Genomic DNA, 24,586 nt, shown 5'->3' on the forward strand with positions numbered 1-24,586 from the left:
ATAAATAATTCAACATTATAAAATGTCAGAACTATTATTACCACCAGAGCATCGATATGCTAAAATAATTAAAGAGAAACTAAACGAAGACGGAAGCGAGCTTTCGGTACTGAATTTAGGTCCAACTCACCCAGCTACACACGGTATTTTTCAAAATATCTTATTGATGGATGGTGAAAGAATTCTGGAGGCTGAACCTACAATTGGTTACATCCACAGAGCATTCGAAAAAATTGCCGAAAATCGTCCTTTTTATCAAATTACACCGCTTACAGACCGTATGAACTATTGCTCCTCTCCTATCAACAATATGGGATGGTGGATGACTTTAGAAAAATTATTAAATATTGAAGTTCCTAAAAGAGCGCAATATTTAAGAGTTATCATTATGGAGTTGGCTCGTATTACAGATCACTTAATCTGTAACTCGATCTTAGGAGTTGACACTGGTGCTTATACCGGTTTCTTATATGTTTTCCAATTTAGAGAAAAAGTATACGAAATCTACGAAGAAATTTGTGGGGCTCGTTTAACAACTAATATGGGAAGAATTGGTGGATTCGAAAGAGATTGGTCACCGGAAGCTTTCCGCAAACTTGATGTGTTTTTAGAAGAATTCCCAGTTGCCTGGAAAGAATTCGAAAACTTATTCGAAAGAAACAGAATTTTTATTGACAGAACTGTAAACGTAGGTGCCATCAGCGCTGAACAAGCAATGGCTTACGGATTTACAGGTCCAAACTTACGTGCTGCCGGTATTGATTACGATGTTCGTGTAGCACACCCTTATTCTTCTTATGAAGATTTTGACTTCATTGTTCCTGTTGGAAAATCAGGTGACACTTACGATCGTTTCTGCGTTCGTAATGCTGAAGTTTGGGAAAGTTTAAGCATTATCCGTCAGGCTTTAGATAAAATGCCAGCCGGAAATGAATATCATGCTGAAGTTCCGGATTACTACCTTCCTCCAAAAGAAGATGTTTACACTTCTATGGAATCTTTAATTTATCACTTTAAGATTGTAATGGGAGAAGTTCCTGTACCGGTTGCAGAAATTTATCACCCGGTTGAAGGTGGAAATGGAGAACTAGGATTTTACTTAGTGACAGACGGAAGCAGAACACCATACAGATTGCATTTCAGAAGACCTTGTTTTATTTATTACCAAGCGTATCCGGAAATGATTAAAGGTGCTTTATTATCGGATGCGATCGTAATCTTATCCAGTTTAAATGTAATTGCCGGAGAATTAGACGCGTAAAGATATAGTAGATTTTAGAGGGTAGATTGCAGATTGAAAAATCTAAAATCAGAAATCTAGAATCAAAAATTTAAAAGATTGCAGAATATAGAGATAGACAAAGATTTGAAAAAATCTAAAATCTAAAATCTAAAATCTAAAATAAAAAATGGAACGTAAACATTACAAACAAGAAATAAATATGACTGAGGCATTGATGAATCGCATCAATGAATTGATCAGTCATTATCCGGAAGACAAAAGAAAATCAGCTTTATTGCCTGTTTTGCATGAAGTGCAGGATGCGCATGACAACTGGTTGAGTACTGAGTTGCAGGATAAAGTTGCTGAAATTTTGCACATAAAACCAATTGAGGTTTACGAAGTGGTTACTTTTTATACCATGTACAACCAAAAACCAATTGGAAAATATATGTTCGAATTCTGCCAGACTTCTTGTTGTTGTTTGAATGGTGCCGAAAATTTGATGGACTATACGTCTGAAAAACTAGGTATCAAAATGGGAGAAACAACTCCAGACGGTATGTTTACCATTGCCGGTGTAGAATGTTTAGGTGCTTGCGGATACGCTCCGATGATGCAATTAGGTGATTTCTACAAAGAAAAATTGACAGAAGAAAAAATCGATCAGTTAATCGCTGATTGTAGAGATGATAAAATAATATTACACGATAAATAAGATGTCACAGAAAATATTATTAGATAAAATCAACGTACCGGGAATTAAAACCTACGAAGTATACCGCCAAAACGGAGGTTATGCTTCTGTAGAAAAAGCATTAAAAACACTTACTCCGGACGAAGTTGTTGAAGAAGTAAAAAAATCTGGATTACGTGGTCGTGGTGGAGCTGGTTTCCCTGCGGGAATGAAATGGAGTTTTATTGATAAAAAATCAGGAAAACCAAGACATTTAGTTTGTAACGCCGACGAATCTGAGCCGGGAACTTTCAAAGATCGTTTTTTGATGGAATACATTCCTCACTTATTGATCGAAGGAATGATTACTTCAAGTTTTGCCTTAGGCGCTAACCTTTCGTATATCTACATTCGTGGAGAATATATGTGGGTTTACAAAATCTTAGAAAGAGCAATCGCCGAAGCAAAAGCTGCCGGTTGGTTAGGAAAAAATATATTAGGTACAGGTTACGATTTAGAGTTATACATTCACTGTGGAGCCGGTGCTTACATCTGCGGAGAAGAAACTGCATTGATTGAATCACTGGAAGGTAAAAGAGGAAATCCTCGTATCAAACCACCGTTCCCGGCAGTTTCGGGACTTTGGGCTAATCCAACAGTAGTAAACAACGTAGAAACTATCGCAACTGTGCCATGGATCATCAACAATTCTGGAGATGATTATGCAAAAATTGGAATTGGTCGTTCTACCGGAACTAAATTAATTTCTGCTTCAGGACATATCAAAAACCCTGGAGTTTACGAAATTGAATTGGGTTTAAGTGTTGACGAATTCATGAATTCTGACGAGTATTTAGGCGGAATGTCTTCGAGCAGACCTTTGAAAGCGTTTGTTCCCGGAGGTTCTTCTGTGCCTATTTTACCAGCTGAATTAATTTTCAAAACAGCAAATGGTGAAGACCGATTAATGACTTACGAATCTTTAAGTGATGGTGGTTTTGCTACCGGATCTATGTTAGGTTCAGGAGGATTTATCGTTTATAATGACACAGCCTGTGTGGTTAGAAACACTTGGAATTTTGCTCGTTTCTACCACCACGAATCTTGCGGACAATGTACCCCTTGTCGTGAAGGAACAGGATGGTTGGAAAAAATCTTATGGAGAATCGAAAACGGTCAAGGCCGTGAAGAGGATATCGAATTGTTATGGAGTATTCAAAGTAAAATCGAAGGAAATACTATTTGTCCATTAGGTGACGCCGCTTCTTGGCCTGTAGCAGCAGCGATTCGTCACTTTAGAGATGAATTTGAATACCACGTTCGTTTCCCCGAAAAAATAAAACACAGAGAGCATTTTGTTGCTGAACCTTTCTCGCAAGTGAAACATTTAGTAGGAAAACAAACAGTTTAAAAAAGTTTCAAGTTTCATGTTATTTCAGTTTCAACCACAACACCTGAAACTTTAAACCTGAAACTAAAAAAAACAAAAAAGAAATGAAAGTAACCATAGACGGTCAAAGTATAGACGTAGAACCAGGAACAACGATCCTGCAGGCTGCACGTATGATTGGTGGAGATTTAGTACCGCCAGCCATGTGCTATTACTCAAAATTAAAAGGCAGCGGCGGTAAATGTCGTTGTTGTTTAGTTGAAGTTGCCAAAGGAAGCGAGGCTGACCCAAGACCAATGCCAAAATTAATGGCTTCTTGTGTAACAGGATGTATGGACGGTATGGAAGTAAACAGTAAATCTTCTGACAGAGTAACGGAAGCCCGTAAATCTGTAACAGAATTTTTATTGATCAATCACCCATTAGACTGTCCGGTTTGTGATCAGGCTGGTGAGTGCGATTTACAAAATTTAAGTTTCGAACACGGAAATCCAAAATCCCGTTTTATCGAAGAAAAAAGAACATTTGAACCAGAAGATATCGGTCCAAATATTCAACTGCATATGAACCGTTGTATTTTATGTCAAAGATGTGTGCAAGTAGCAGATCAATTGACAGACAACAGAGTTCACGGAGTATTAGATCGTGGTGATCACGCTAATATTTCTACCGGAATCTCAAAAGCAATCGACAATGAATTCTCCGGAAACATGATCGACGTTTGTCCGGTTGGAGCTTTAACAGACAAAACTTTCCGTTTCAAATCAAGAGTTTGGTTCAACAAACCTTACAATGCACACAGAGAATGTACTACTCCGGGATGTTGTGGTAAAACAACTGTTTGGATGTTTGGAGGAGAGATTCAACGTGTTACTGGTCGTAAAGACGAGTACCATGAAGTAGAAGAATTTATCTGCAACAGCTGTCGTTTTGATCACAAAGATGTAAACGACTGGGTTATTGAAGGGCCAAGAGAATTTGAAAAAGATTCTGTTATCAATCAAAATAACTATACTCAAAAATTAGAGAAAGTAGAAATCGCTACGGAGAAGAACATTCTTTTGGGTAGAGATGAAGACCGTAAAAAAATTAGTATGGCTGAAATTCCATTAACCACTAACAATAAAAATTCTTAAAATGGTGGATAGTGCATTTATAATAGAAAAAAGTGTTGTTATTGTGGTAGTTTTTGCCATAACAATGATTATGGCCATGTATTCTACCTGGGCAGAACGTAAAGTTGCTGCTTTCTTGCAAGACCGTGTAGGACCTAACCGTGCAGGTTGGGGAGGTTTATTACAACCACTTGCCGATGGTATGAAATTGTTCTCTAAAGAGGAATTTGAACCTAACACTCCAAACAAATTTTTATTCGTTGTAGGTCCGGCAATTGCCATGAGTACTGCTTTAATGACCAGTGCTGTAATTCCATGGGGAGATCGCTTACATGTTTTCGGACGAGATGTTCTACTGCAAGCTACTGACATTAATATTGGTTTATTGTATTTCTTCGGAGTTGTTTCTGTTGGAGTTTACGGTATCATGATTGGTGGATGGGCTTCTAACAATAAATTCTCTTTGATGGGAGCTGTTCGTGCAGCCTCTCAAATGGTTTCTTATGAAGTTGCCATGGGATTATCCATGATTGCTTTGTTAATGATGACCGGAACTTTAAGCTTAAAAGAAATTTCTGAGCAACAAGCCGGAATGAACTGGAATGTTTTTTATCAGCCATTATCTTTCTTAATTTTCTTAATCTGTGCTTTTGCTGAAACCAACAGAACTCCTTTTGACTTAGCAGAATGTGAATCTGAGTTGATTGGTGGTTACCACACTGAATATTCGTCTATGAAAATGGGATTCTACTTATTTGCTGAATATGCGAATATGTTTATCTCTGCTACGATTATATCCGTTTTATTCTTTGGAGGTTACAACTATCCGGGAATGCAATGGATGGTAGATAATGTAGGTATCAATACCGCAAACATTTTAGGAATCGCAGTATTGTTTGCTAAAATCTGTTTCTGGATCTTTTTCTATATGTGGGTTCGTTGGACAATACCAAGATTCAGATACGATCAGTTGATGAATTTAGGATGGAAGATTTTAATTCCGCTTTCCATTATCAACATCATGATTACAGGTGCTGTTATTTTAAGAAGTGAAATTGCAACCTTTTTAGGATTCTAATAAATAGTAAGACGCCACTTTTGTGGTAGCTTATCAGAAAAATAAAAAAAATGAGTGATGAATTAATGATTACCGAAGAATTCATAATGAGTAAAATTTTACTCATAAGAGGTCAGAAAGTAATGCTTGATTCAGAGTTAGCGACACTTTACGGAGTAGAAACGAAACAGCTCAAAAGACAAGTCCGTAGAAATATGGAACGTTTTCCCGAAGATTTCATGTTTGAATTGACTGAAATTGAGAATGAGATTTTGAGGAGCCAAATTGGCACCTCAAATTGGGGAGGAAATAGATAGTTGGTTATAAAAAATAAATTTCATTAACATACAAAATGATCTGGCCTGATAAAAGCAGCATACTTTTACTCATCACAACGAATAAAAGATAAAGTGAATAACAGGATTAGCTCTAAATAAAAATTAAAAATGTCAATAGAAACTATATCATTATCGGGTAGAAAAAAGATGGTCTCTAACAAAGAGATGACCTTTTGGGAACGATTGTATCTTGTAGCGATTGTAAAAGGATTATTCATTACGCTTAAACACTTATTCAGAAAAAAAGTGACCATTCACTATCCTGAGCAAGTACGTGAAATGAGCCCGGTTTATCGTGGTCAGCATATGTTGAAACGCGACGAACAAGGCCGTGAAAACTGTACTGCATGTGGACTATGTGCTTTATCCTGCCCTGCAGAAGCGATCACAATGAAAGCTGCTGAGCGTAAAGCGGATGAAAAACACTTGTACAGAGAAGAAAAATATGCTTCGATTTACGAAATCAATATGCTTCGTTGTATTTTTTGCGGTTTGTGTGAAGAAGCTTGTCCAAAAGATGCTATTTACTTAACGACTTCTAAGGTTTTGGTTCCTGCAAGTTACGAAAGAGAGGATTTCATTTTTGGAAAAGACAAATTAGTAATGCCTTTAGAAATGGCGATGAAAAACACTCAACTTAAAAACGCCAACTAATGATACATATTCCTGATTTTGCCCACGCAACTACCATACAAGTTATATTTTGTTTCCTGGCGTTTATCACAGTAATTACTGCATTCTTAACTATTTTTAGCAGAAACCCGATTCACAGTGCCATTTATTTGGTTATTTGTTTCTTCTCGATTGCAGGTCACTATTTATTGCTTAACTCTCAATTTTTGGCTATCGTACATATTATAGTCTACTCGGGAGCGATTATGATTCTGTTCCTGTTTACCATCATGTTGATGAACCTGAACGAACAAAAAGAAGTCCACCGACCAAGAATTACACGTTTAGGTGCTATTGTTTCCTTTTGTTTGATTTGTATTGTTTTGATCGCAATCTTTATCAACTCGAAACCAATTATGGGGGATTACGACTCAACCGGTGAAGATTTTCAATCTATCAAAGTATTGGGTAAAATATTATTGAACGAATATATGGTTCCGTTTGAATTTGCATCGATTCTACTTTTGGTAGCGATGATTGGAACTGTGTTATTGTCTAAAAAAGAAAAACTAAATAAATAATGGGTAATATATTAAATCAAATAGGTATTGAAAACTACATCTTTTTAAGTGTTGTACTTTTCTGTATTGGTATTTTTGGTGTATTGTACAGACGAAATGCTATTATCGTTTTCATGTCTATCGAAATCATGTTGAATGCAGTTAACCTTTTATTTGTTGCTTTTTCAACCTATCATCAAGATGCACAAGGACAAGTTTTTGTCTTCTTTTCGATGGCTGTTGCTGCAGCTGAAGTTGCAGTAGGATTGGCTATTTTAGTTTCGATCTTTAGAAATTTAGGTTCGATTAGTATCGATAATTTAAAAAATTTAAAAGGATAAATGGAAATGAATACCAATTTAGCTTTAGTTTTAGTATTAGCTCCTTTCTTAGGATTTTTAATCAATGTTTTCTTTGGAAAAAGCTTAGGCAAAACCGTTTCCGGTATTATCGGAACAGCTGCTGTTGTAGTTTCGTTTGCTGTGACCTTATTCTTTTTTAATCAGATCACCCAAAATCAACAACCCATTCAGGTCACTTTATTTGACTGGATTCAGATTAGTAATCTACACATCAATCTTGGATTTTTATTAGATCAATTATCATTGCTTTGGTTGCTTTTTGTAACCGGAATCGGGTCATTGATTCATTTATATTCGATCAGCTACATGCATGATGACGAAAACATACACAAGTTTTTCTCGTATTTAAACTTGTTCGTATTCTTCATGATAACGCTTGTAATTGGTAGTAACTTATTGGTTTTATTTATTGGTTGGGAAGGTGTTGGACTTTGTTCATACTTATTAATTGGATTCTGGCATAAAAACCAGGATTACAATGATGCGGCAAAAAAGGCTTTCATCATGAATAGAATTGGAGATTTAGGTCTTTTGATCGGAATGTTCATTTTGGGTTCTATGTTCTCTACTTTAGATTACGCTACTTTAAAAACAGCAATTGCCGGAGCTGCTAACTTAAATATTCCATTGCTTTCATTAGCTGCTTTGTGTTTATTTATAGGTGCTTGTGGTAAATCTGCACAAATCCCGTTATACACTTGGTTACCGGACGCGATGGCAGGACCAACTCCTGTTTCTGCATTGATTCACGCTGCAACGATGGTTACAGCCGGTATCTTTATGGTAACAAGATTAAATTTTGTTTTTGATTTAGCACCGGACGTTCAAAGTATCATTGCAGTTATTGGAGCAATCACTTCCTTAGTTGCTGCAACAATTGGTTTGGTTCAAACTGATATCAAAAAAGTATTGGCTTACTCTACCGTTTCTCAATTAGGTTTAATGTTTTTAGCCTTAGGATTCGGTGCTTATGAAGTAGCTGTTTTTCACGTAATCACACACGCTTTCTTTAAAGCTTGTTTATTCTTAGGATCAGGTTCTGTAATTCACGGATTACACGGAGAGCAGGATATGCGTAAAATGGGTGGTTTGCGTAAAGCAATGCCAATTACATTCTGGACGATGTTGATTTCATCATTGGCCATTTCCGGAGTTCCGTTTTTCTCAGGTTTCTTCTCTAAGGATGAAATCTTATTAACGGCTTTCGAGCACAGTAAGATACTTTACATTATCGGATCAGTTGCTTCAATTATGACTGCTTTTTATATGTTTAGATTAATGTTCTTAACTTTCTTTAAAGACTTTAGAGGAACTGAAGAACAAAAACATCATTTACATGAAAGTGACGGTTTAATTACTTTCCCTCTAATCATTTTAGCCATTTTAGCGACTTTTGGAGGATTAATCAGTTTACCGGGTCACAGTTGGTTGAACGAATACATGGCTCCTTTATTTACAAAAGTAGCGGGTGAAGAGCACCATTTAGGCACAACTGAATATACATTGATGGGAGTTGCAGTTCTGGGAGGATTACTTGGAATCTTAATTGCTTACATCAAATATTTCAAACAAGATAATGTTCCTGAAGCAGACGAAAACATTACAGGTTTAACTAAAGTATTATACAACAAATATTATGTAGACGAAATTTACGATGCTGTATTTGTTCGCACTATAAATGCATTATCACGATTCTTTAGAGATTATATCGAAACCGGTTTAACAGCTGTTGTTTTCGGATTTGGTAAAATCACCAATGAATTAGCTTTTCAAGGTAAAAAATTACAAAGTGGAAGTATCGGATTATATCTTTTTGCTTTTGTTTTGGGTCTTTGCGCCATTGTTTCGTATATATTTTTAGCTCAATAATTTAATAACTATGAACGTTTCTATTCTATTAATTATCCTTTTAATCGGTGCATTTGCCACTTATTTTGTTGGTGACAAACTAGCTTCAAAAGTAGCCTTGTTCTTTAGCTTAGCTGCTTTAGGATGTTCTTTAGTGTTGTTAAATCATTTTTGTGCAGGCGAAAATATTAGCTTAATCAACGCTTGGATCACAGAACCAAAAATTTCATTTGCCTTAAATGCGGATGGATTGGCTCTGGCAATGGTTTTACTGACTTTGTCTTTAACTCCAATCATTATATTCTCTTCTTTTGGGAATGACTATAAAAATGCAAAAGGTTTTTACGCCTTAATTTTATTTATGGCCTTTGCAATGACAGGAACTTTTCTTGCTGCAGATGGTCTTTTATATTATATTTTTTGGGAATTATCTCTTATTCCAATTTACTTTATTGCTCTTATTTGGGGTAATGGTGACGCAGATGAGCGCAGAAAAGCAGTGGTAAAATTCTTTATTTACACCCTTGCCGGTTCGTTGTTTATGTTAGTTGCCTTTATTTATTTATCGCAAAAAGCAAATGGAAGTTTCCTTATCGAAGATTTCTACAAATTAAACTTATCTGCTACAGAGCAACTTTGGATCTTCCTGGCTTTCTTCTTAGCATACGCTATCAAGATTCCAATTATTCCATTTCATACTTGGCAGGCAAATGTGTACCAAAAAGCACCAACAGTTGGAACTATGCTTTTATCCGGTATCATGCTAAAAATGGGATTGTACAGTGTTATCCGTTGGCAATTGCCAATTGCACCACTTGCTGCAAAAGAATACATGAACATCTTTATCGTATTAGGAATTGCCGGTGTAATCTACGGATCTATTGTAGCTTTAAGACAAAAAGATTTAAAGAAATTATTAGCTTATTCATCTTTAGCACACGTTGGATTAATTGCTGCAGGATCGTATACCTTAACTATTGATGGTCTACGTGGAGCTGTTTTGCAAATGATCGCTCACGGTTTTGTTGTGGTTGGATTATTCTACGCTGCTGAAATAATTTTCAGAAGATACGAAACAAGAAATATTGCAGAGATGGGCGGAATCCGTACACAATCTCCGAAATTTACCTCTATGTTTTTAATCTTACTGTTGGCTTCGGTTGCATTACCGGGTACTTTTAACTTCGTTGGAGAGTTTACTGTTTTGTACAGTCTTTCTCAAGTAAATGTTTGGTTTGCCGTTTTAGGTGGAACAACCATTATATTGGGAGCGTATTATATGCTTAAAATGTTTCAGAATGTAATGTTGGGAGAAACCAATTCAAAAACATTCAAAGATGTTACTCTTAATGAAGGAATTTCATTAGTTGTAATCATAGCTGTATTATTGTTCTTCGGATTTTATCCAAAACCAATTACTGATTTGATTACACCAAGTTTAGAGACCATACTGAGCGTTATCAACAAGAACTAATATTTTAAATAAAAATAAATTAGGGTAGTATCAGCATTCGATATCCTAAATCAAAAAAGCAAAAATGAATACATTAATAGCAATTACAGGGTTGGGTATTTTCTGCCTATTATTTGAAATTCTTAATTTCAGAAAAGCCATTGTTCCATTTACCATTCTTGGACTTTTGGCTGTTTTGGCACTTAATTTTTCAGAATTCGGATCAACAGAAAGTTATTACAATAATATGATTACAGTGAGTAAATTCTCTACTTCGTTTTCATCATTGTTTATTGTTTTAACCATTTTCCTTGTCGCTTTAAGTCACAATTTTTACGAAAATCATCCAACAAAAATCTCTGATTTTATTGCTATAAAAATATTTTTATTGGCCGGTGGTGTAGCAATGGTTTCTTTTGGAAACTTAGCTATGTTCTTCCTTGGAATTGAAATCTTATCCATCGCTTTATACATCCTTGCTGCAAGCGAACGTTTGAATTTAAAAAGTAACGAAGCGGGAATGAAATACTTCTTAATGGGTTCATTCGCATCAGGAATTATTTTATTCGGAATCTGTTTGATTTACGGAGCAATGGGAAGTTTTGACGTTGCCGAAATACACGACAGCTCTTTATCTGCCGAATTACCAATCTGGTTCCCAATCGGAATGGTTTTGATGGTAATCGGAATGTTGTTTAAAATAGCAGCTGTACCTTTTCATTTCTGGGCTCCTGACGTTTACGAAGGTTCTCCGGCTTTAACAACCGCTTTAATGAGTACTTTGGCAAAGGTTATTGCTGTTGCTACTTTATACAAATTAATCAGCGCTTTAAACCTGATCCCATCACTTGACAATCAAGATCTTTTACCAACCTTTGAAACTATTGTAGTCGTTATATCAATGGCTTCTATGACTGTGGGTAATATCATGGCATTGCGTCAGGTAAATGTAAAACGTATGTTGGCTTTCTCTGGTATTTCACATGCCGGATTTATGTTGATGACTTTATTAACGATTGCTACTTCTGCAGGCGTTTTATTATACTACACAGCAGCTTATGCTTTAGCAGGAATCGCCGCTTTCAGTGTTATTTTATACGTTTGTAAAAATCAGGATAACGAAGACATTACAAACTTCCACGGTTTAGGAAAAACAAATCCGTTATTGGCTGCTATCCTTACAGGTTCTTTGTTATCAATGGCCGGGATTCCGATTTTCTCAGGATTTTTCGCTAAGCTATTTTTATTCAATCAAACTATTCAGTCAGGTCATATTGCTTTGGTAATTGTTGCAGTTATAAATTCAATTATCAGTGTTGGTTATTATTTCAAACTAATTTTAGCCATGTACTCAAAAGAACCAAATGAAGAGCGTACCGGGAAACCATTCCTTATTTATGCGGTTGCGATCGTTTCGATCACTTTAAACATCGTTTTAGGTTTGTTCCCATCCTTAGTTTTAGATTTATTGAAATAAAAATTTCAGTCCAAATACAGACCAATCCATCAAGATTATTTTTTGATGGATTTTTTGTTTTAAGGCCACTTCTGCCACAGAAAAATTCATGTTAAAAATTTAACGGAAACAAGTTCTCCTCAAAAAAACTCCCTATATTTGAAGTCAATTAAATGCAATAAAACATGAACTTCAACTCAAATAATCCATTTTTAAGCAACAAGCGTTTTTCATCAAATGCTGTTTCAAAAGCTGAAGGAGTAAATCAGGCACAAATCATTGACTACAATCAGGATATGACTTTGTCAGGTACAATTAATAAGACAGCTATTTTATTTCTAATATTATGCGGAGCCGCTATGGTAACTTGGTGGATGGCTTTTAACGGAATGAACGCGATGTTACCTACTATTGGAGGTGCAATTGTTGCCCTTATTTTAGTAGTAGTTTCAGCATTCAAACCACAAGCCTCTCCTTATTTAGCCCCTGGTTATGCCCTTTTTGAAGGTCTTTTCATCGGAGGAATCTCTGCTATTTTTGAAGCAATGTATCCTGGAATTGTAATCAATGCTGTTGGTGCTACATTAGTCACCTTTTTAGTATGTCTGGGTTTATATAAATTTAAAATCGTCAAAGTAACAGAGCAATTTAAATCAGTAGTTATCGCTGCAACATTAGCCATTGCAACTTACTATTTAATTTCATGGGTGGTCTCTATGTTTACAAGCTTCACTCCTGTACATCAGGGAAATTCTATGATGAGCATCGGAATTAGTGTTTTTGTAATCATCATCGCTGCTTTAAATCTTTTCTTAGATTTTGACTTAATCGAAAAAGGAGTTGAGCAAAAAATGCCAAAATTTATGGAATGGTACGGCGCTATGGGATTAATGATTACCCTGGTTTGGTTGTATGTTGAATTCTTAAGATTACTAACAAAAATGTCCAGTAAAAACTAATTTACTTACATAACATATAAAAAGGTCTTTTTGAAAATTCAAAAAGACCTTTTTTTTTGCTCCCTTCTCAATTTTATAAGATCCATTAGTACCGCATGTTTTCTTCTGTCTTTAAACCGATACCAGTACGAACATCCCACCCAAAACTATAAACCTGAGTTCGATTATTAAGTCCCAGATTTTTCAAATATTTTAGCTCTCTTGCAAGGTCTTTTCAATTAGCATGCCTTCAAAAGCGAGGCATTTGTGCCATCGATCATTTTAAGTCCGTTATCCACTCTCTTCTCCTTCAAAAACGAAAAATCACATTCGTAAAATTGAAAAAGACAATCCTATATAACCTAAAAGAAATCAATAGGCTAGCGATTGATTGGCATTTTATCACCTATTTCTTAGCCAAGATTTCAACAATTTAACTCAGATTATAGCTATTTAGTCCATTTCAGATTTACAATTAGTACGTTTTTTCTTATTTTCAAAAATACCTAGCTGTCTAGTAGAAATGACACAAAATCGTGCCGTTTTTTTCAAAAAGCATTTTCACTAAAGAATAAAAAAAGTAGTAAAAATAATACTTCAGCGTACATTCAAACCAACATGTAATAAATTACAATTAATGCAATTTATTACATATTACTCATTTAAAACAGCAATTCTTTTAATTATTTTCTTTTTTTAAGCAAATTTATTTTGAATATCAAAATTTTATATATTTTTGTGTAATCGATTACAATTAAGATTATAACCGATACTAGAAACCACATTTTACTATTTACTAACTATTAAACAAACCATTATGAAAAAAAACCTACTATTTCTGGCCGTCTTTTTTGTAACAATTCAGACTTGGGCTCAACAAGTTCAAATTACCGAATCATCCGGATGGCTCGAATCTGCTTTTGTAAAATGGCAACCTGTTAGCAATGCCCAAAGCTACAATGTCTATTACACCGGTCAAGGAATCACCGATCAGAAAATTGACGATCAGCTTATTAGAAGTTATGGCAGTTATTTCCGTGCTGACGTTCCCGGACTTAAAGCAGGAGCGTACACCTTGAAAGTAAAACCTGTAATTTCCGGAGTTGAAGGAACTGGTACTACAACAGCCAGTTTAACGGTACTTGCTCAAGACCGAAATGGATTTGCTTTCGACAGTGGAAGAGTTCCCGGAGGCTATAAAATTGATGGAACTCCAAAAGATAATGCTGTCATAGTTTATATCACACAGAACACAAAAAATACCGTTTCTATGAACATCACGGGAGCCAGTACCAATCCTTGTGTTGGGTTGCAAAATATACTGTACGCCATAAAAAAAGGACAAGATACACGTCCCTTTATCTTTCGACTAATCGGAAACATTACCGATATGACCGTAATGGAAGGAGGCGATGTGGTAATCGAAAACGCCAATAATGCCTTTAGTTATCTAACTTTTGAAGGTGTTGGAACAGATGCAGTTGCTAATGGATGGGGAGTTCGTCTAAAAGCGGCTTCGAACATTGAAGTCAACAATCTGGGCTTTATGAATTGCAACAGCACAGCCGGAGACAACGTTGGAATGCAGCAAGATAATGACCACATCTGGGTGCACAATTGTGACTTGTTTTACGGAAATGCGGGCAGCGATGCTGATCAAATAAAAGGCGATGGCGCTTTAGACAATAAAACATCAACCTATATTACGCTATCCTACAATCACTTTTGGGACAATGGAAAAGCAAGTTTATTGGGATTAAGCGAAGGAACCACAGCAGGTCTTTACATCACATACCACCACAACTGGTTCGACCACTCTGATTCCCGTCATCCACGTGTTCGCTATTATTCAGCCCACATTTACAACAATTATTTTGATGGGGTTGCCAAGTATGGATCGGGTTCTACTTTAGGCTCTTCTTTATTTGTAGAAGGCAATTATTTCAGAAACAGTAAACATCCTATGTTAACTTCCCTTCAAGGTACCGATATTTGGGACGAAACCAATCAGGTCAATAATGCCGGAACAATGGGGACGTTCTCTGGTGAAGCTGGGGGTTCTATTAAAGCATTCAACAATACTTTTGATACTGATAATGCCACTAACAATATGCGTTTTGTTGCTTATGGTGATACAAATCCATTATACAATATTTCAGGAAAAATCAGTTCTACAACAGATTTTGATGCTTTTGTTGCGACAACAAGAGCACAAACAGTAAGCAGTAGCGTCGTTTCTAAGTCAGGCGGAAATACGTACAACAACTTTGATACTAATGCTGCTTTTTATGTGAAGAACCTGGCAATAGACCAACCAGCTGCCGCAAGAACAAAAACGGTTCAGTACGCAGGTCGTATTTCCGGTGGAGATTTAAAATGGACATTCAATAATGCAACTGATGATACCTCTTCTCTAGTCATCACAGCATTAAAATCTGCTCTTACAAATTACACCGGTTCTTTAATTGCTGTACAGGGAGAAGGAACTCCGCCAGCCGGATCACAAACACTAACCTCAACTGCAAATAACAATCAAACGGTGACAACTGGTGCAGCAATTGCATCAATTGTATTCACTTGGAGCGGAACTGCAACAGACGCCACGGTGACTGGTTTACCCGCTTCCGGAATTAGTTTTGTGAAAAACACCGCCGCAAAAACCATAACAATTACAGGAACTCCAACTGCGACACTATCCTACTCTATTGCAACAACAGGAACTTCAGGTTCTCCGGCAACGGGATCTGGAACAATTACGGTAAGTACGGGTGGAAGTACCGGAAATGAAATCCATAATTTTACAACCTCCGGAAAAACAAGTTCATTTTATACCATCACCGGAAACATGAATTCAACTTCCGGATCTGTAACTTATAATGGACTAACGCTAACAGGACGCTTAAAAATCGAATCCAGCACTTCAATTGCCTATACCACAACAAGTCCTTCTACTCTGACTTTAGTATTTGATTCGAATTTCACAGGAACAGTGAAGATAAACAATGTGTCCTACACTGCAGCGGCAGGAATCGTTACTACTACAATTCCAGCAGGAGCTATAACCATAACCAAAGGATCAGTAGCTAATTTATATTATATCAGCACCACTTATAACGGTGGTACACTAAAAATGGTGAAAAACACTAAAACTTCTACTGAAGAACAGAACTTAAACATAGAGCGCACAAAAGTAGTTTTATATCCAAACCCTGTATCCTCTACGTTGTACTTATCAAATGAAAACGTAGAAAAAGTTTTGATTTATAATATGGCAGGAGTTCTAATAAGCACCACCGGAAAAGAGACCGAAAGTATTGACATGAGCCACCTCGTACCCGGAACTTATCTGGCCAAAATACATACGTCGACTGGTATATTTAATCAAACGATTCTAAAAAAATAAATACTAAACGTATATTTTTCAAAACAAACAAGAAGCTGTCTCACCATTGAGACGGCTTTTTTTTGACTGAAGAAAAACTCAAAATTATCTAACACAAAGTTTTAGTGAATCCGCTGCGTACTTAAACCATATGAGTAATATAAGATCATATAAGCATACCGCTTAAATTAACCCTTTTGTAATATGATCAAGCGTATTACAACCTCGAACATTTTTAAAAAACTTATTACAAACCAATAGCACACCTTAGCTTTACTGTCACAAATAAAACATAGCAGCAAAACCTGAAACTTGAAACCTGAAACAAAAGAAATAAAAGAAATAAAAAAACCGTCTCAACTTAACGAGACGGTTTTTCTAATACTATATGAGATAAATGATCTTACAAATCAAATTTTATTCCCTGAGCTAATGGAAGGCTCGTTGTATAATTGATTGTATTGGTTTGACGTCTCATGTAAATTTTCCAGGCATCAGATCCTGATTCACGACCACCACCGGTTTCTTTTTCACCACCAAATGCACCACCAATTTCAGCTCCTGAAGTTCCGATGTTTACATTGGCAATACCACAGTCAGAACCTACTACAGATAGAAATCTTTCGGCCTCACGTAAATTATTAGTCATAATGGCTGAGGATAATCCTTGAGCTACTCCGTTTTGAAGGTCAATTGCATTGTCTACTTCTCCCGAATATTTTACCAGATATAAAACCGGAGCAAATGTTTCGTGTTGTACAATTTCAAATGAATTTTGAGCCTCGGCAATAGCAGGTTTTACATAACAACCACTTTCGTAACCTTCTCCCGAAAGCACACCACCTTCTACCAAAACAGTACCTCCTTCGGCAACTACTTTATTCAAAGCCTTTGCATACATTTCAACAGCATGTGTGTCAATTAGTGGACCAACATGATTGTTTTCGTCAAGCGGATTCCCGATACGTAATTGTTTGTACGCAGCAACTAACGCATCTCTAACTTTATCGTAAATACTTTCGTGAATAATCAATCTTCTGGTTGATGTACAACGTTGTCCTGCTGTACCAACTGCACCAAAAACGGCACCTATAACAGTCATCTTGATATCAGCATCCGGAGTTACAATAATGGCATTGTTTCCTCCTAATTCCAATAATGATTTTCCTAAACGTCCGGCAACGGTTTGCGCTACGATTTTCCCCATACGGGTTGAGCCTGTAGCAGAAATTAAAGGAATACGTGTATCAGAAGTTAGTAATTCTCCAATTTTATAATCACCGTTGATCAAACAAGAAATTCCTTCCGGTAAATTATTTTCTTTGATAACCTGTGCCATAATGTTTTGACAAGCGATACCACAAAGAGGTGTTTTTTCTGAAGGTTTCCAAACGCAAACATCACCGGAGATCCAAGCCAGAGCGGTGTTCCATGCCCAAACGGCAACCGGAAAGTTGAATGCTGAAATAATACCGACAACTCCTAACGAATGATATTGTTCGTACATACGATGTCCCGGTCTTTCAGAATGCATAGTCAATCCGTGAAGCTGACGTGATAATCCTACTGCAAAATCACAGATGTCGATCATTTCCTGTACCTCTCCGTAACCTTCTTGAAGTGATTTACCCATCTCATAAGAAACCAATTTACCAAGAGCTTCCTTATTCGCACGCAATTTTTCTCCAAACTGACGCACAATCTCGCCACGTTGTGGAGCCGGAATTAATTTAAAAGTCTTGAAGGCTGCAGTTGCAGCTTGCATTACTTTTTCGTAATCTGCAGGCGTTGACATTTTTACTGAAGCAATTAACTTTCCGTCCACCGGAGAATAACTTTCTAAAATCTCTCCTGATGAAAAGTTTTGTAAACCTGTCGATGTTCCTTCATTTATCGCTTTGATGCCCAATTTTTCCAGAGCTTCATTCATTCCAAATTGTGATGCTATTGTTGTCATTGTAACTTTTTTAGTTAAAATTGTTATATTTTTATGTAAAGATATTATTTCGAGTTGAATTTTTATTCAATTCAATTGTTAAAATGAAAGTAAATTTAGGGTTAATTACGATCAATAACAGAAATACAAAGCAATTTATTCCTTATAATTCATGAAATTTGCAACAATAAAATTATTCTAATTATGAGATTTCTTCATCCGCTTTATATTTTCCTTATTTTAATTTCTACCAGTGCATTTTCTCAGAAGGAGCAAAAACCTTCTTTTCAAATTGTACCCTTAGGAGTAAAAGGCGGTATCGATGAAAAAAACCTTTCTGCCTATTTACTAGCACCAGCAAACACAAACGATTATATCTGTCTTGATGCCGGAACGATAAATGCCGGAATTGAGAAGGCAATTGAAAAGAAAACGTTTAAGATTTCGACTAGCGAAGTATTGCGAAAATACATCAAAGGATATCTTATTTCCCATGCACATTTGGACCATGTCTCCGGTCTAATTATCAATTCACCTGCGGATTCCTCTAAAACGGTTTACGCAACAAAAAAATGCATGGAAATGATGGAAAATCATTATTTCAACGACCAGACCTGGGCAAATTTTGGGGATGAAGGTCCCGGGTTTCCTTTAAAAAAATACCACTTTCAAACTTTATCAATTGGAGAGGAAATACCACTTACCAATACCTCAATGACGATGAAAGCTTTTCCGCTAAGTCATGTTAATCCTTTTGAAAGCACTGCCTTTTTAATAAAAAATGAAGACCACTATGCTTTATATTTAGGAGATACCGGACCGGATGCTGTCGAAAAAAGCAATAATTTACATGATTTATGGACAGCTATAGCGCCATTAGTCAAAAACAAACAACTAAAAGGCATTCTCATTGAAGTTTCTTTTCCGAATGAACAACCGGACCAATTTTTATTTGGACATCTGACTCCGAATCATTTGATGAAAGAACTTCATCTACTAGAAGAATTATCTGGAAAAGGTACCTTGAAAGGTTTTAAAATTATCATTACCCATTTGAAACCACCGACAAAGAATATTACTAAAATTAAAAAACAACTTAAAATTCAGAATGATTTAGGTCTTCAACTTATTTATCCGGAGCAAGGGAAAAAGATTATTTTGTAAGTTTATTTTTATAAATTTACAAAAACTTAATAGCAAATGAAAATTGTCTGGTCAAAACAAGCTAGTTATACTTTTTACATTACCCGCAATTATTTAATCCAATATTGGAATGACGAAATTGCACAACGATTTGTAGACGAAGTTATACGTATTATCACCTTAATTTCAAGCAATCCCTATTTAGGAAAATCCAGAAGTGATTTGCAATGTAATGAAATATTGATATCAAAACATATAACACTGTATTACGTTATAAAGAAGGGTTTTATCCATTTAATTAAATTTTATAATAATCGTCAAAAACCAATAACCGTTCTAAACTTTTGAACTAAATGATGTTTTTGCTTTTTAACTCAAGTAACATTTCTTCATGAGTTATAAAATCTCCATTTTCAAATTCTAATCTAGCCTGTTCAATTTCTGCTTTTAATTCTAACCTAAAATTTTCCTCTGGCGAAAGAATCTTTGCTATCGATAACATTTCATCCGGGGTAAAAGTTTGCGTTTTTAATTTTCGATAAAATGTTGGGCTAGGAATACCAATCTGTTCAATAACATAATTCTTTTTGAAGGGAGAATTATTCAATACATCTTCCAGATTAGCAACGATGCTTTTATAAGTGATAATTTCTTGTATCATTTTTGATAGTTTAATATTTCATTTTACAATGTAAATATACTCAAAAACGATACACTATATCATAAACCTAACAGGTTTTTTAAAACTGTTAGGTTAAAGTAAATTTATTTTTTAGCTATAAATCTGGGATCAGACTCCATTACAGTCCCGCATTTATCACAGGTTCTTAATGATTCTGAATTATAAAAATGCTCAAAATGAGGTAGAAAATCTTTCTCTATATTATGCAATTCAAAATGTACTTCATATAATTTATGATTGCAGTTATCACAATGCCAAAGCAAACCGTCTGTATACCCTTTTCCGGCACGTTTGCGTTCAATCACCAGACCTATAGAACCTTCTGAACGAACAGGAGAATGTGGAATCTTTGCGGGATGCAGATACATATCACCGGCATTCAAAACCATTTCTTTGCGTTCGCCATCTTCCTGAATCACCACTTTTATACTGCCTTCCAGCTGGTAAAAAAGTTCTTCCGTTTCATTGTAATGATAATCTTTTCGGGCGTTTGGCCCTGCAACGACCATAACGATATAATCACCGGAATCAACATAAAGATTTTTGTTTCCAACTGGTGGTTTCAATAATTGACGATTTTCTTCAATCCATTTTGTGAGGTTGAAAGGTTTAGCTATTGCCATTTTTTTTGAGGTACTAAGTTTCTAAGATGCTAAGTTAGGGAAAAGTTTTCAGTTCGCGGTGCCGGTAGAGATGGACTGCTGTCCATCTCTACTGCCCATCTCTACTGTCCACCTCTACTGTCCACCTCTACCGCGAATTTATCTCTTTAATCAAATAAATATAAACCGGAAAATGATCACTAAAACCTGCTTCTGTCAAGGAATGTCGCAATGGATATCCTTTATATTTTCCCGAGCTTTGAACGATATACGACCTTCTAAAAATACCGGCTTTCCAGAATTTAAAAGAGGCGAAATCAGGCCGTATCAAAGGTTCTGAAATTATAATCTGATCGAAAATATCCCAAGAGTCTCTGAAGGCAAGTGTGCCCATCCCTTTATTAAACATTTCTTCAAATGGGTTAAAGACTCCAAATTCAGGAACCTCTCCTTTTTTTGCCTTTGTACCCAAGGCAACTTTTATGCTTTTGTTGTATGGCCCATCGTTAAAATCCCCCATTGTTATAATCTTGGCATTTGGGTTTATTTGCTGTAGTGAATCGATAATTTTCCGATTAAGTCTACCGGCTGCTTCCCTATATTTACCGGAGACCTCTTCTCCACCCCAACGGGATGGCCAATGATTGACAATAATACTTACTTCTTCCTGTTCTAAAAATCCTGTAACTAAAAGCTGGTCTCTTGTAAAAACACGATTGTTCCCGACTGTTGCATTCATTTCTTCTTCTGACTCCTTACTCTCTTCTTTTTTCACAGCAGTACTATCCCCATAGATATACAACGGAATACTGGAAAATGAAGTTGGTCTGAAATATTTCTTCTGAAACAATAAAGCCACATCGATTCCGCGTCTGTCCGGCGAATCAAAATGGATGATTCCGTAATCATACTGTTGTAATTTTGATTCCTTTATTAAATCCTCCAGAACTCCCCTGTTTTCAATTTCAGCCGCTCCTATTAAGGTTGGCGCATTTGTATTCTCCGGTGTTCCGATTTCAGATAAAACCCTCGCCAGATTTTTTAGCTTTTGGCGGTACTTTTCATTTGTCCAATTTTGAATTCCATTTGGAGTCCATTCATCATCATTTCTTTCCAAATCATTTACCGTATCGAAAAGATTTTCCAAATTATAAAAAGCTACCGTATGGATCCTATACTTTTTAGATTGACCGAATAACGTAACGATACAGAAAAAAAGAATCAAAAAAGATTTACCCATTGTTATTTATATACTTTTTAAGAACTTCAAAAGTACAAAATAAAATCATTATTTGTAAGTAATTTCCTGTATTTATGTTTTCTAAAATACTTATATTTGTCAATCGCATTAATACACCAAGCAAAGTAAACTATGAACTTAAAGAGCTTTCAATACACAAAGAGGCGTTTTGTTATTTGTAAAATCGTAATTCTTACTTTTGCTTTACAATCATTCACCTGTCAATCCCAACAAAACATGATCACACCACCTTATCTACAAAAAGGAGATACCATAGCTATTCTGGCAACTGCCCGAAAAAATATAGATGACAATCTTAAGCCTACTATAGATTTATTACATAGTTGGGGTTTAGAGGCTGTAATAGGAAGTACCATTGGTCTTGATGTCAATCAATTGGCCGGAACTGATGAGCAACGTGCTGCCGATTTTCAAAAACAATTAGACAATCCTAACATTAAGGCAATTTGGTGCGTTCGTGGTGGATATGGAACTGTCAGAATGGTTGATCTTTTAGATTTTACCAAATTCAAACAACACCCCAAATGGATTGTTGGTTTTAGCGACGTTACAGTCTTACACAATCATTTGAATACAATGGGATATAAATCGATTCACGGCGTGATGCCTGTAACTATTCCACGTGCTACTCCTGATGCGATTAGCACAATGAAATCAGCTTTGTTTGGTGAACCTCTGTCCTATACTGTTGCTCCTGATGCGATGAATCGTTTCGGAAAAGCAACAGGAGAATTAGTAGGCGGAAATCTCTCTATTCTATACAGCTTATTAGGTTCACAATCTGCTATAGACTGCAAAGACAAAATTTTATTTATTGAAGACTTAGACGAATATCTTTATCATATCGATCGCATGATGATGAATCTAAGACGCAACGGTTGTATTGAAAACCTGAAAGGAATTATTGTTGGTGCCATGACCAAAATGAAAGACAATGAAGTTCCATGGGGGAAAAATGCCGTAGAAATTGTAGATGATGTTACTAAAAAATACAATATACCGGTAATTTTTAATTTTCCGGCCGGTCATATTCGCGACAATAGGGCTTTGATTATGGGAAGTACCATAATAATTGATGTCAATGCGTCCGGAAGTACTGTTGTTTTTGACAAATAAGTTATACAAACACGTATCGCTGTCAAACCAGTAAAGTTTAAACCATATAAGTGATGTAAGAAAATATAAGTTTAGCTTAAATGAACTTACATCACTTATATGGTATAAAAAAACAAGAGATTAAAAAATGGCAAAACACAACGAACTTGGAAAAAAAGGGGAAGAACTTGCTGTAGCGTTTCTCTTGGAAAACGGCTATGAAATCCTCGACCGAAATTGGACATTTCAAAAGGCAGAAATAGATATAATTGCTCAAAAAGAAAACATTTTAGCCATAATTGAAGTCAAAACAAGATCCAGTATAGATTTTGGTTTACCGCAAGAATTTGTCAAACCAAAAAAAGTTCAGCTGCTCGTAAAAGCAGTAAATGCCTACATAAACGATAGGGAAATAGATTTTGAAGTTCGTTTTGACATCATCGCAATCCATAAAAAAGGGGAATCATTTGCAATTGAACATCTTACAGACGCTTTTTATCATTTTTAACATAATTTTTACTTGTTATAATTGTAACAAATTGTTTTTTTATTTATATTTGCGCAGATTTATAACACCACAATTAACTAAACCAACCCAATTAAGTTACCCAAAAACAATTAAAAAATTATGAAAACCGTTTCTTCAATTGTCGAAAATTACATTAAAACAAAACCTTTTTTATTGAACGCTTTATCGCTGGGAATTATTAATCTTACTTCACTTTCACGGAATATCATGACCGAGTTGGAGAGTGAGTTTGGCAAAGAAGTAAAACAAGGCGCTGTTGTAATGTCACTTAAACGACTTACCGAAGAATTAGATTTTAAACTGAATCATAAAATCAACAAAGTCATCAAGAATATTGGTGAAATTACGGTTCGTTCCGAATTAACGGACTATACTTTTGCGGCCTCAGAAACTGTTTTAAACAAACAAGCGGATCTGATTTCTGATATTAATGTGTTGTCTGATATTTTTTATACTTCATCTCGTGGTGTAAACGAAACTAATATTGTAGTAAGCAGCAGTGTTAATCATTTGGTTGAAAAACACTTCATACGTGAAAAACTAATTCAGAAATTAGATAATTTAGCTTCAATTACAGTAAAGCTTCCTAAAGAAAATATTGTTGTTCCAGGTATTTATTACTTTATTTTTCAACGCTTGGCTTGGGAAGGAATTATCATTAATGAGGTAATCTCAACTTCAAATGAATTTACTATTTTAGTTGGAGAAGATCAGGTTGATGTTGCTTTTAAAGTAATTAAAGATCTTAAAAATTAATCCCATAGAATCATCCGATTCTTTTTATACATCCTTTTATCTTTCCATCTAAACGAAAGATAAAAGGATTTTTTTATTCCCAAACAGTACTACAAAGCCCGTATTTTAAAGAACTCTAATAAGAATATTCTCAAAAACCCGCTTTGTAATTGTTAATTTTTAGAAACACAATT

At 35.6% G+C, this 24,586-nt stretch carries 22 protein-coding genes; 18 read left to right on the forward strand and 4 right to left on the reverse strand.

Annotation, left to right across the window (positions count from 1 at the left end):
• Positions 1 to 22 precede the first annotated feature (22 nt).
• The 14 genes from ACHRV5_RS19660 to ACHRV5_RS19725 all read left to right on the forward strand — a co-directional run bounded on the left by ACHRV5_RS19660 (position 23) and on the right by ACHRV5_RS19725 (position 16,430).
• On the forward strand, positions 23 to 1,261 hold the full coding sequence (locus tag ACHRV5_RS19660; RefSeq protein ID WP_047774919.1) for an NADH-quinone oxidoreductase subunit D: 1,239 nt from the start codon (positions 23 to 25) through the stop codon (positions 1,259 to 1,261).
• 148 nt (positions 1,262 to 1,409) lie between these two features.
• On the forward strand, positions 1,410 to 1,940 hold the full coding sequence (locus ACHRV5_RS19665; protein WP_047774917.1) for an NAD(P)H-dependent oxidoreductase subunit E: 531 nt from the start codon (positions 1,410 to 1,412) through the stop codon (positions 1,938 to 1,940).
• Position 1,941: 1 nt separating this feature from the next.
• On the forward strand, positions 1,942 to 3,309 hold the full coding sequence (gene nuoF, locus ACHRV5_RS19670) for an NADH-quinone oxidoreductase subunit NuoF (RefSeq protein WP_395427888.1): 1,368 nt from the start codon (positions 1,942 to 1,944) through the stop codon (positions 3,307 to 3,309).
• A gap of 83 nt (positions 3,310 to 3,392) precedes the next feature.
• Positions 3,393 to 4,424 carry a 2Fe-2S iron-sulfur cluster-binding protein gene (locus ACHRV5_RS19675; protein WP_047774913.1) on the forward strand — a complete coding sequence of 344 codons (1,032 nt, stop codon included), beginning with the start codon at positions 3,393 to 3,395 and terminating at the stop codon, positions 4,422 to 4,424.
• A 4-nt stretch (positions 4,425 to 4,428) separates the two neighbouring features.
• A complete protein-coding gene (gene nuoH / locus ACHRV5_RS19680; protein WP_230005139.1) occupies positions 4,429 to 5,481 on the forward strand; it encodes an NADH-quinone oxidoreductase subunit NuoH in 1,053 nt (350 codons plus the stop codon).
• Positions 5,482 to 5,531: 50 nt separating this feature from the next.
• Positions 5,532 to 5,777, forward strand: a complete 246-nt coding sequence (locus ACHRV5_RS19685; RefSeq protein WP_395427889.1) for an ORF6N domain-containing protein — start codon at positions 5,532 to 5,534, stop codon at positions 5,775 to 5,777.
• 129 nt (positions 5,778 to 5,906) lie between these two features.
• A complete protein-coding gene (locus ACHRV5_RS19690) occupies positions 5,907 to 6,452 on the forward strand; it encodes an NADH-quinone oxidoreductase subunit I (protein WP_047774909.1) in 546 nt (181 codons plus the stop codon).
• A complete protein-coding gene (locus ACHRV5_RS19695) occupies positions 6,452 to 6,991 on the forward strand; it encodes an NADH-quinone oxidoreductase subunit J (protein ID WP_230004244.1) in 540 nt (179 codons plus the stop codon). The genes ACHRV5_RS19690 and ACHRV5_RS19695 overlap by 1 nt, the downstream gene beginning before the upstream one ends.
• Complete coding sequence (nuoK, locus tag ACHRV5_RS19700; RefSeq protein WP_017494599.1) at positions 6,991 to 7,311, forward strand: NADH-quinone oxidoreductase subunit NuoK; 321 nt, start codon at positions 6,991 to 6,993, stop codon at positions 7,309 to 7,311. The genes ACHRV5_RS19695 and nuoK overlap by 1 nt, the downstream gene beginning before the upstream one ends.
• Positions 7,312 to 7,317: 6 nt before the next feature.
• The gene (gene nuoL, locus ACHRV5_RS19705; RefSeq protein ID WP_395427890.1) at positions 7,318 to 9,201 is read left to right on the forward strand and encodes an NADH-quinone oxidoreductase subunit L; all 1,884 of its coding nucleotides are present in this window, start codon (positions 7,318 to 7,320) and stop codon (positions 9,199 to 9,201) included.
• Between the two features lie 10 nt (positions 9,202 to 9,211).
• Complete coding sequence (locus tag ACHRV5_RS19710; protein WP_230004242.1) at positions 9,212 to 10,654, forward strand: NuoM family protein; 1,443 nt, start codon at positions 9,212 to 9,214, stop codon at positions 10,652 to 10,654.
• 64 nt (positions 10,655 to 10,718) lie between these two features.
• Complete coding sequence (locus tag ACHRV5_RS19715; RefSeq protein ID WP_047774903.1) at positions 10,719 to 12,110, forward strand: NADH-quinone oxidoreductase subunit N; 1,392 nt, start codon at positions 10,719 to 10,721, stop codon at positions 12,108 to 12,110.
• A 164-nt stretch (positions 12,111 to 12,274) separates the two neighbouring features.
• Positions 12,275 to 13,048 (forward strand): Bax inhibitor-1/YccA family protein, encoded by a 774-nt coding sequence (locus ACHRV5_RS19720; protein WP_047774901.1) that lies wholly within the window; start codon positions 12,275 to 12,277, stop codon positions 13,046 to 13,048.
• A 796-nt stretch (positions 13,049 to 13,844) separates the two neighbouring features.
• Entirely contained in the window at positions 13,845 to 16,430 is a 2,586-nt protein-coding gene (locus tag ACHRV5_RS19725) for a T9SS type A sorting domain-containing protein (RefSeq protein ID WP_395427891.1), read from the forward strand.
• A gap of 382 nt (positions 16,431 to 16,812) precedes the next feature.
• On the opposite strand, the gene ACHRV5_RS19730 is transcribed toward ACHRV5_RS19725, so the two are convergent.
• Complete coding sequence (locus tag ACHRV5_RS19730; protein ID WP_395427892.1) at positions 16,813 to 18,366, reverse strand: aldehyde dehydrogenase family protein; 1,554 nt, start codon at positions 18,364 to 18,366, stop codon at positions 16,813 to 16,815.
• A 183-nt stretch (positions 18,367 to 18,549) separates the two neighbouring features.
• Between ACHRV5_RS19730 and ACHRV5_RS19735 the strand changes: the two genes are divergently transcribed.
• Positions 18,550 to 19,509, forward strand: coding sequence for an MBL fold metallo-hydrolase (locus tag ACHRV5_RS19735; RefSeq protein ID WP_395427893.1), 960 nt, complete (start codon positions 18,550 to 18,552; stop codon positions 19,507 to 19,509).
• 328 nt (positions 19,510 to 19,837) lie between these two features.
• On the opposite strand, the gene ACHRV5_RS19740 is transcribed toward ACHRV5_RS19735, so the two are convergent.
• From ACHRV5_RS19740 to ACHRV5_RS19750, 3 genes are all read right to left on the reverse strand, one after another.
• Positions 19,838 to 20,149: a hypothetical protein gene (locus ACHRV5_RS19740; protein ID WP_395427894.1), complete on the reverse strand. Its 312-nt coding sequence runs from the start codon at positions 20,147 to 20,149 to the stop codon at positions 19,838 to 19,840.
• A 104-nt stretch (positions 20,150 to 20,253) separates the two neighbouring features.
• A complete protein-coding gene (locus tag ACHRV5_RS19745; RefSeq protein WP_047774888.1) occupies positions 20,254 to 20,793 on the reverse strand; it encodes a 3-hydroxyanthranilate 3,4-dioxygenase in 540 nt (179 codons plus the stop codon).
• A 127-nt stretch (positions 20,794 to 20,920) separates the two neighbouring features.
• Entirely contained in the window at positions 20,921 to 22,012 is a 1,092-nt protein-coding gene (locus ACHRV5_RS19750) for an endonuclease/exonuclease/phosphatase family protein (protein ID WP_395427895.1), read from the reverse strand.
• A gap of 237 nt (positions 22,013 to 22,249) precedes the next feature.
• Here ACHRV5_RS19750 and ACHRV5_RS19755 point away from each other — a divergent pair, with 237 nt between their 5' ends.
• The 3 genes from ACHRV5_RS19755 (at position 22,250) to ACHRV5_RS19765 (ending at position 24,413) form a co-directional block, all read left to right on the forward strand.
• Positions 22,250 to 23,149: an LD-carboxypeptidase gene (locus ACHRV5_RS19755; protein WP_395427896.1), complete on the forward strand. Its 900-nt coding sequence runs from the start codon at positions 22,250 to 22,252 to the stop codon at positions 23,147 to 23,149.
• A 127-nt stretch (positions 23,150 to 23,276) separates the two neighbouring features.
• Positions 23,277 to 23,636 carry a YraN family protein gene (locus tag ACHRV5_RS19760; protein WP_230004237.1) on the forward strand — a complete coding sequence of 120 codons (360 nt, stop codon included), beginning with the start codon at positions 23,277 to 23,279 and terminating at the stop codon, positions 23,634 to 23,636.
• Between the two features lie 120 nt (positions 23,637 to 23,756).
• On the forward strand, positions 23,757 to 24,413 hold the full coding sequence (locus ACHRV5_RS19765) for an aspartate kinase (protein WP_047774884.1): 657 nt from the start codon (positions 23,757 to 23,759) through the stop codon (positions 24,411 to 24,413).
• Positions 24,414 to 24,586: the final 173 nt, after the last annotated feature.

Source organism: Flavobacterium sp. FlaQc-52 (genome assembly GCF_044007495.1).
Classification (GTDB): domain Bacteria; phylum Bacteroidota; class Bacteroidia; order Flavobacteriales; family Flavobacteriaceae; genus Flavobacterium; species Flavobacterium cupriresistens.

Excerpts from the sequence above, each read along its gene's own strand:
- nuoK (WP_017494599.1), top strand. The coding sequence starts at position 6,991 with ATGGGTAATATATTAAATCAAATAGGTATTGAAAACTACATCTTTTTA.
- ACHRV5_RS19730 (WP_395427892.1), bottom strand. The coding sequence starts at position 18,366 with ATGACAACAATAGCATCACAATTTGGAATGAATGAAGCTCTGGAAAAA.
- ACHRV5_RS19685 (WP_395427889.1), top strand. The coding sequence starts at position 5,532 with ATGAGTGATGAATTAATGATTACCGAAGAATTCATAATGAGTAAAATT.
- ACHRV5_RS19675 (WP_047774913.1), top strand. The coding sequence starts at position 3,393 with ATGAAAGTAACCATAGACGGTCAAAGTATAGACGTAGAACCAGGAACA.
- ACHRV5_RS19765 (WP_047774884.1), top strand. The coding sequence starts at position 23,757 with ATGAAAACCGTTTCTTCAATTGTCGAAAATTACATTAAAACAAAACCT.
- ACHRV5_RS19690 (WP_047774909.1), top strand. The coding sequence starts at position 5,907 with ATGTCAATAGAAACTATATCATTATCGGGTAGAAAAAAGATGGTCTCT.
- ACHRV5_RS19710 (WP_230004242.1), top strand. The coding sequence starts at position 9,212 with ATGAACGTTTCTATTCTATTAATTATCCTTTTAATCGGTGCATTTGCC.
- ACHRV5_RS19740 (WP_395427894.1), bottom strand. The coding sequence starts at position 20,149 with ATGATACAAGAAATTATCACTTATAAAAGCATCGTTGCTAATCTGGAA.
- ACHRV5_RS19755 (WP_395427896.1), top strand. The coding sequence starts at position 22,250 with ATGATCACACCACCTTATCTACAAAAAGGAGATACCATAGCTATTCTG.
- ACHRV5_RS19695 (WP_230004244.1), top strand. The coding sequence starts at position 6,452 with ATGATACATATTCCTGATTTTGCCCACGCAACTACCATACAAGTTATA.
- ACHRV5_RS19720 (WP_047774901.1), top strand. The coding sequence starts at position 12,275 with ATGAACTTCAACTCAAATAATCCATTTTTAAGCAACAAGCGTTTTTCA.
- ACHRV5_RS19750 (WP_395427895.1), bottom strand. The coding sequence starts at position 22,012 with ATGGGTAAATCTTTTTTGATTCTTTTTTTCTGTATCGTTACGTTATTC.
- ACHRV5_RS19660 (WP_047774919.1), top strand. The coding sequence starts at position 23 with ATGTCAGAACTATTATTACCACCAGAGCATCGATATGCTAAAATAATT.
- ACHRV5_RS19745 (WP_047774888.1), bottom strand. The coding sequence starts at position 20,793 with ATGGCAATAGCTAAACCTTTCAACCTCACAAAATGGATTGAAGAAAAT.
- ACHRV5_RS19735 (WP_395427893.1), top strand. The coding sequence starts at position 18,550 with ATGAGATTTCTTCATCCGCTTTATATTTTCCTTATTTTAATTTCTACC.
- nuoF (WP_395427888.1), top strand. The coding sequence starts at position 1,942 with ATGTCACAGAAAATATTATTAGATAAAATCAACGTACCGGGAATTAAA.
- nuoL (WP_395427890.1), top strand. The coding sequence starts at position 7,318 with ATGAATACCAATTTAGCTTTAGTTTTAGTATTAGCTCCTTTCTTAGGA.
- ACHRV5_RS19665 (WP_047774917.1), top strand. The coding sequence starts at position 1,410 with ATGGAACGTAAACATTACAAACAAGAAATAAATATGACTGAGGCATTG.
- ACHRV5_RS19725 (WP_395427891.1), top strand. The coding sequence starts at position 13,845 with ATGAAAAAAAACCTACTATTTCTGGCCGTCTTTTTTGTAACAATTCAG.
- ACHRV5_RS19760 (WP_230004237.1), top strand. The coding sequence starts at position 23,277 with ATGGCAAAACACAACGAACTTGGAAAAAAAGGGGAAGAACTTGCTGTA.
- ACHRV5_RS19715 (WP_047774903.1), top strand. The coding sequence starts at position 10,719 with ATGAATACATTAATAGCAATTACAGGGTTGGGTATTTTCTGCCTATTA.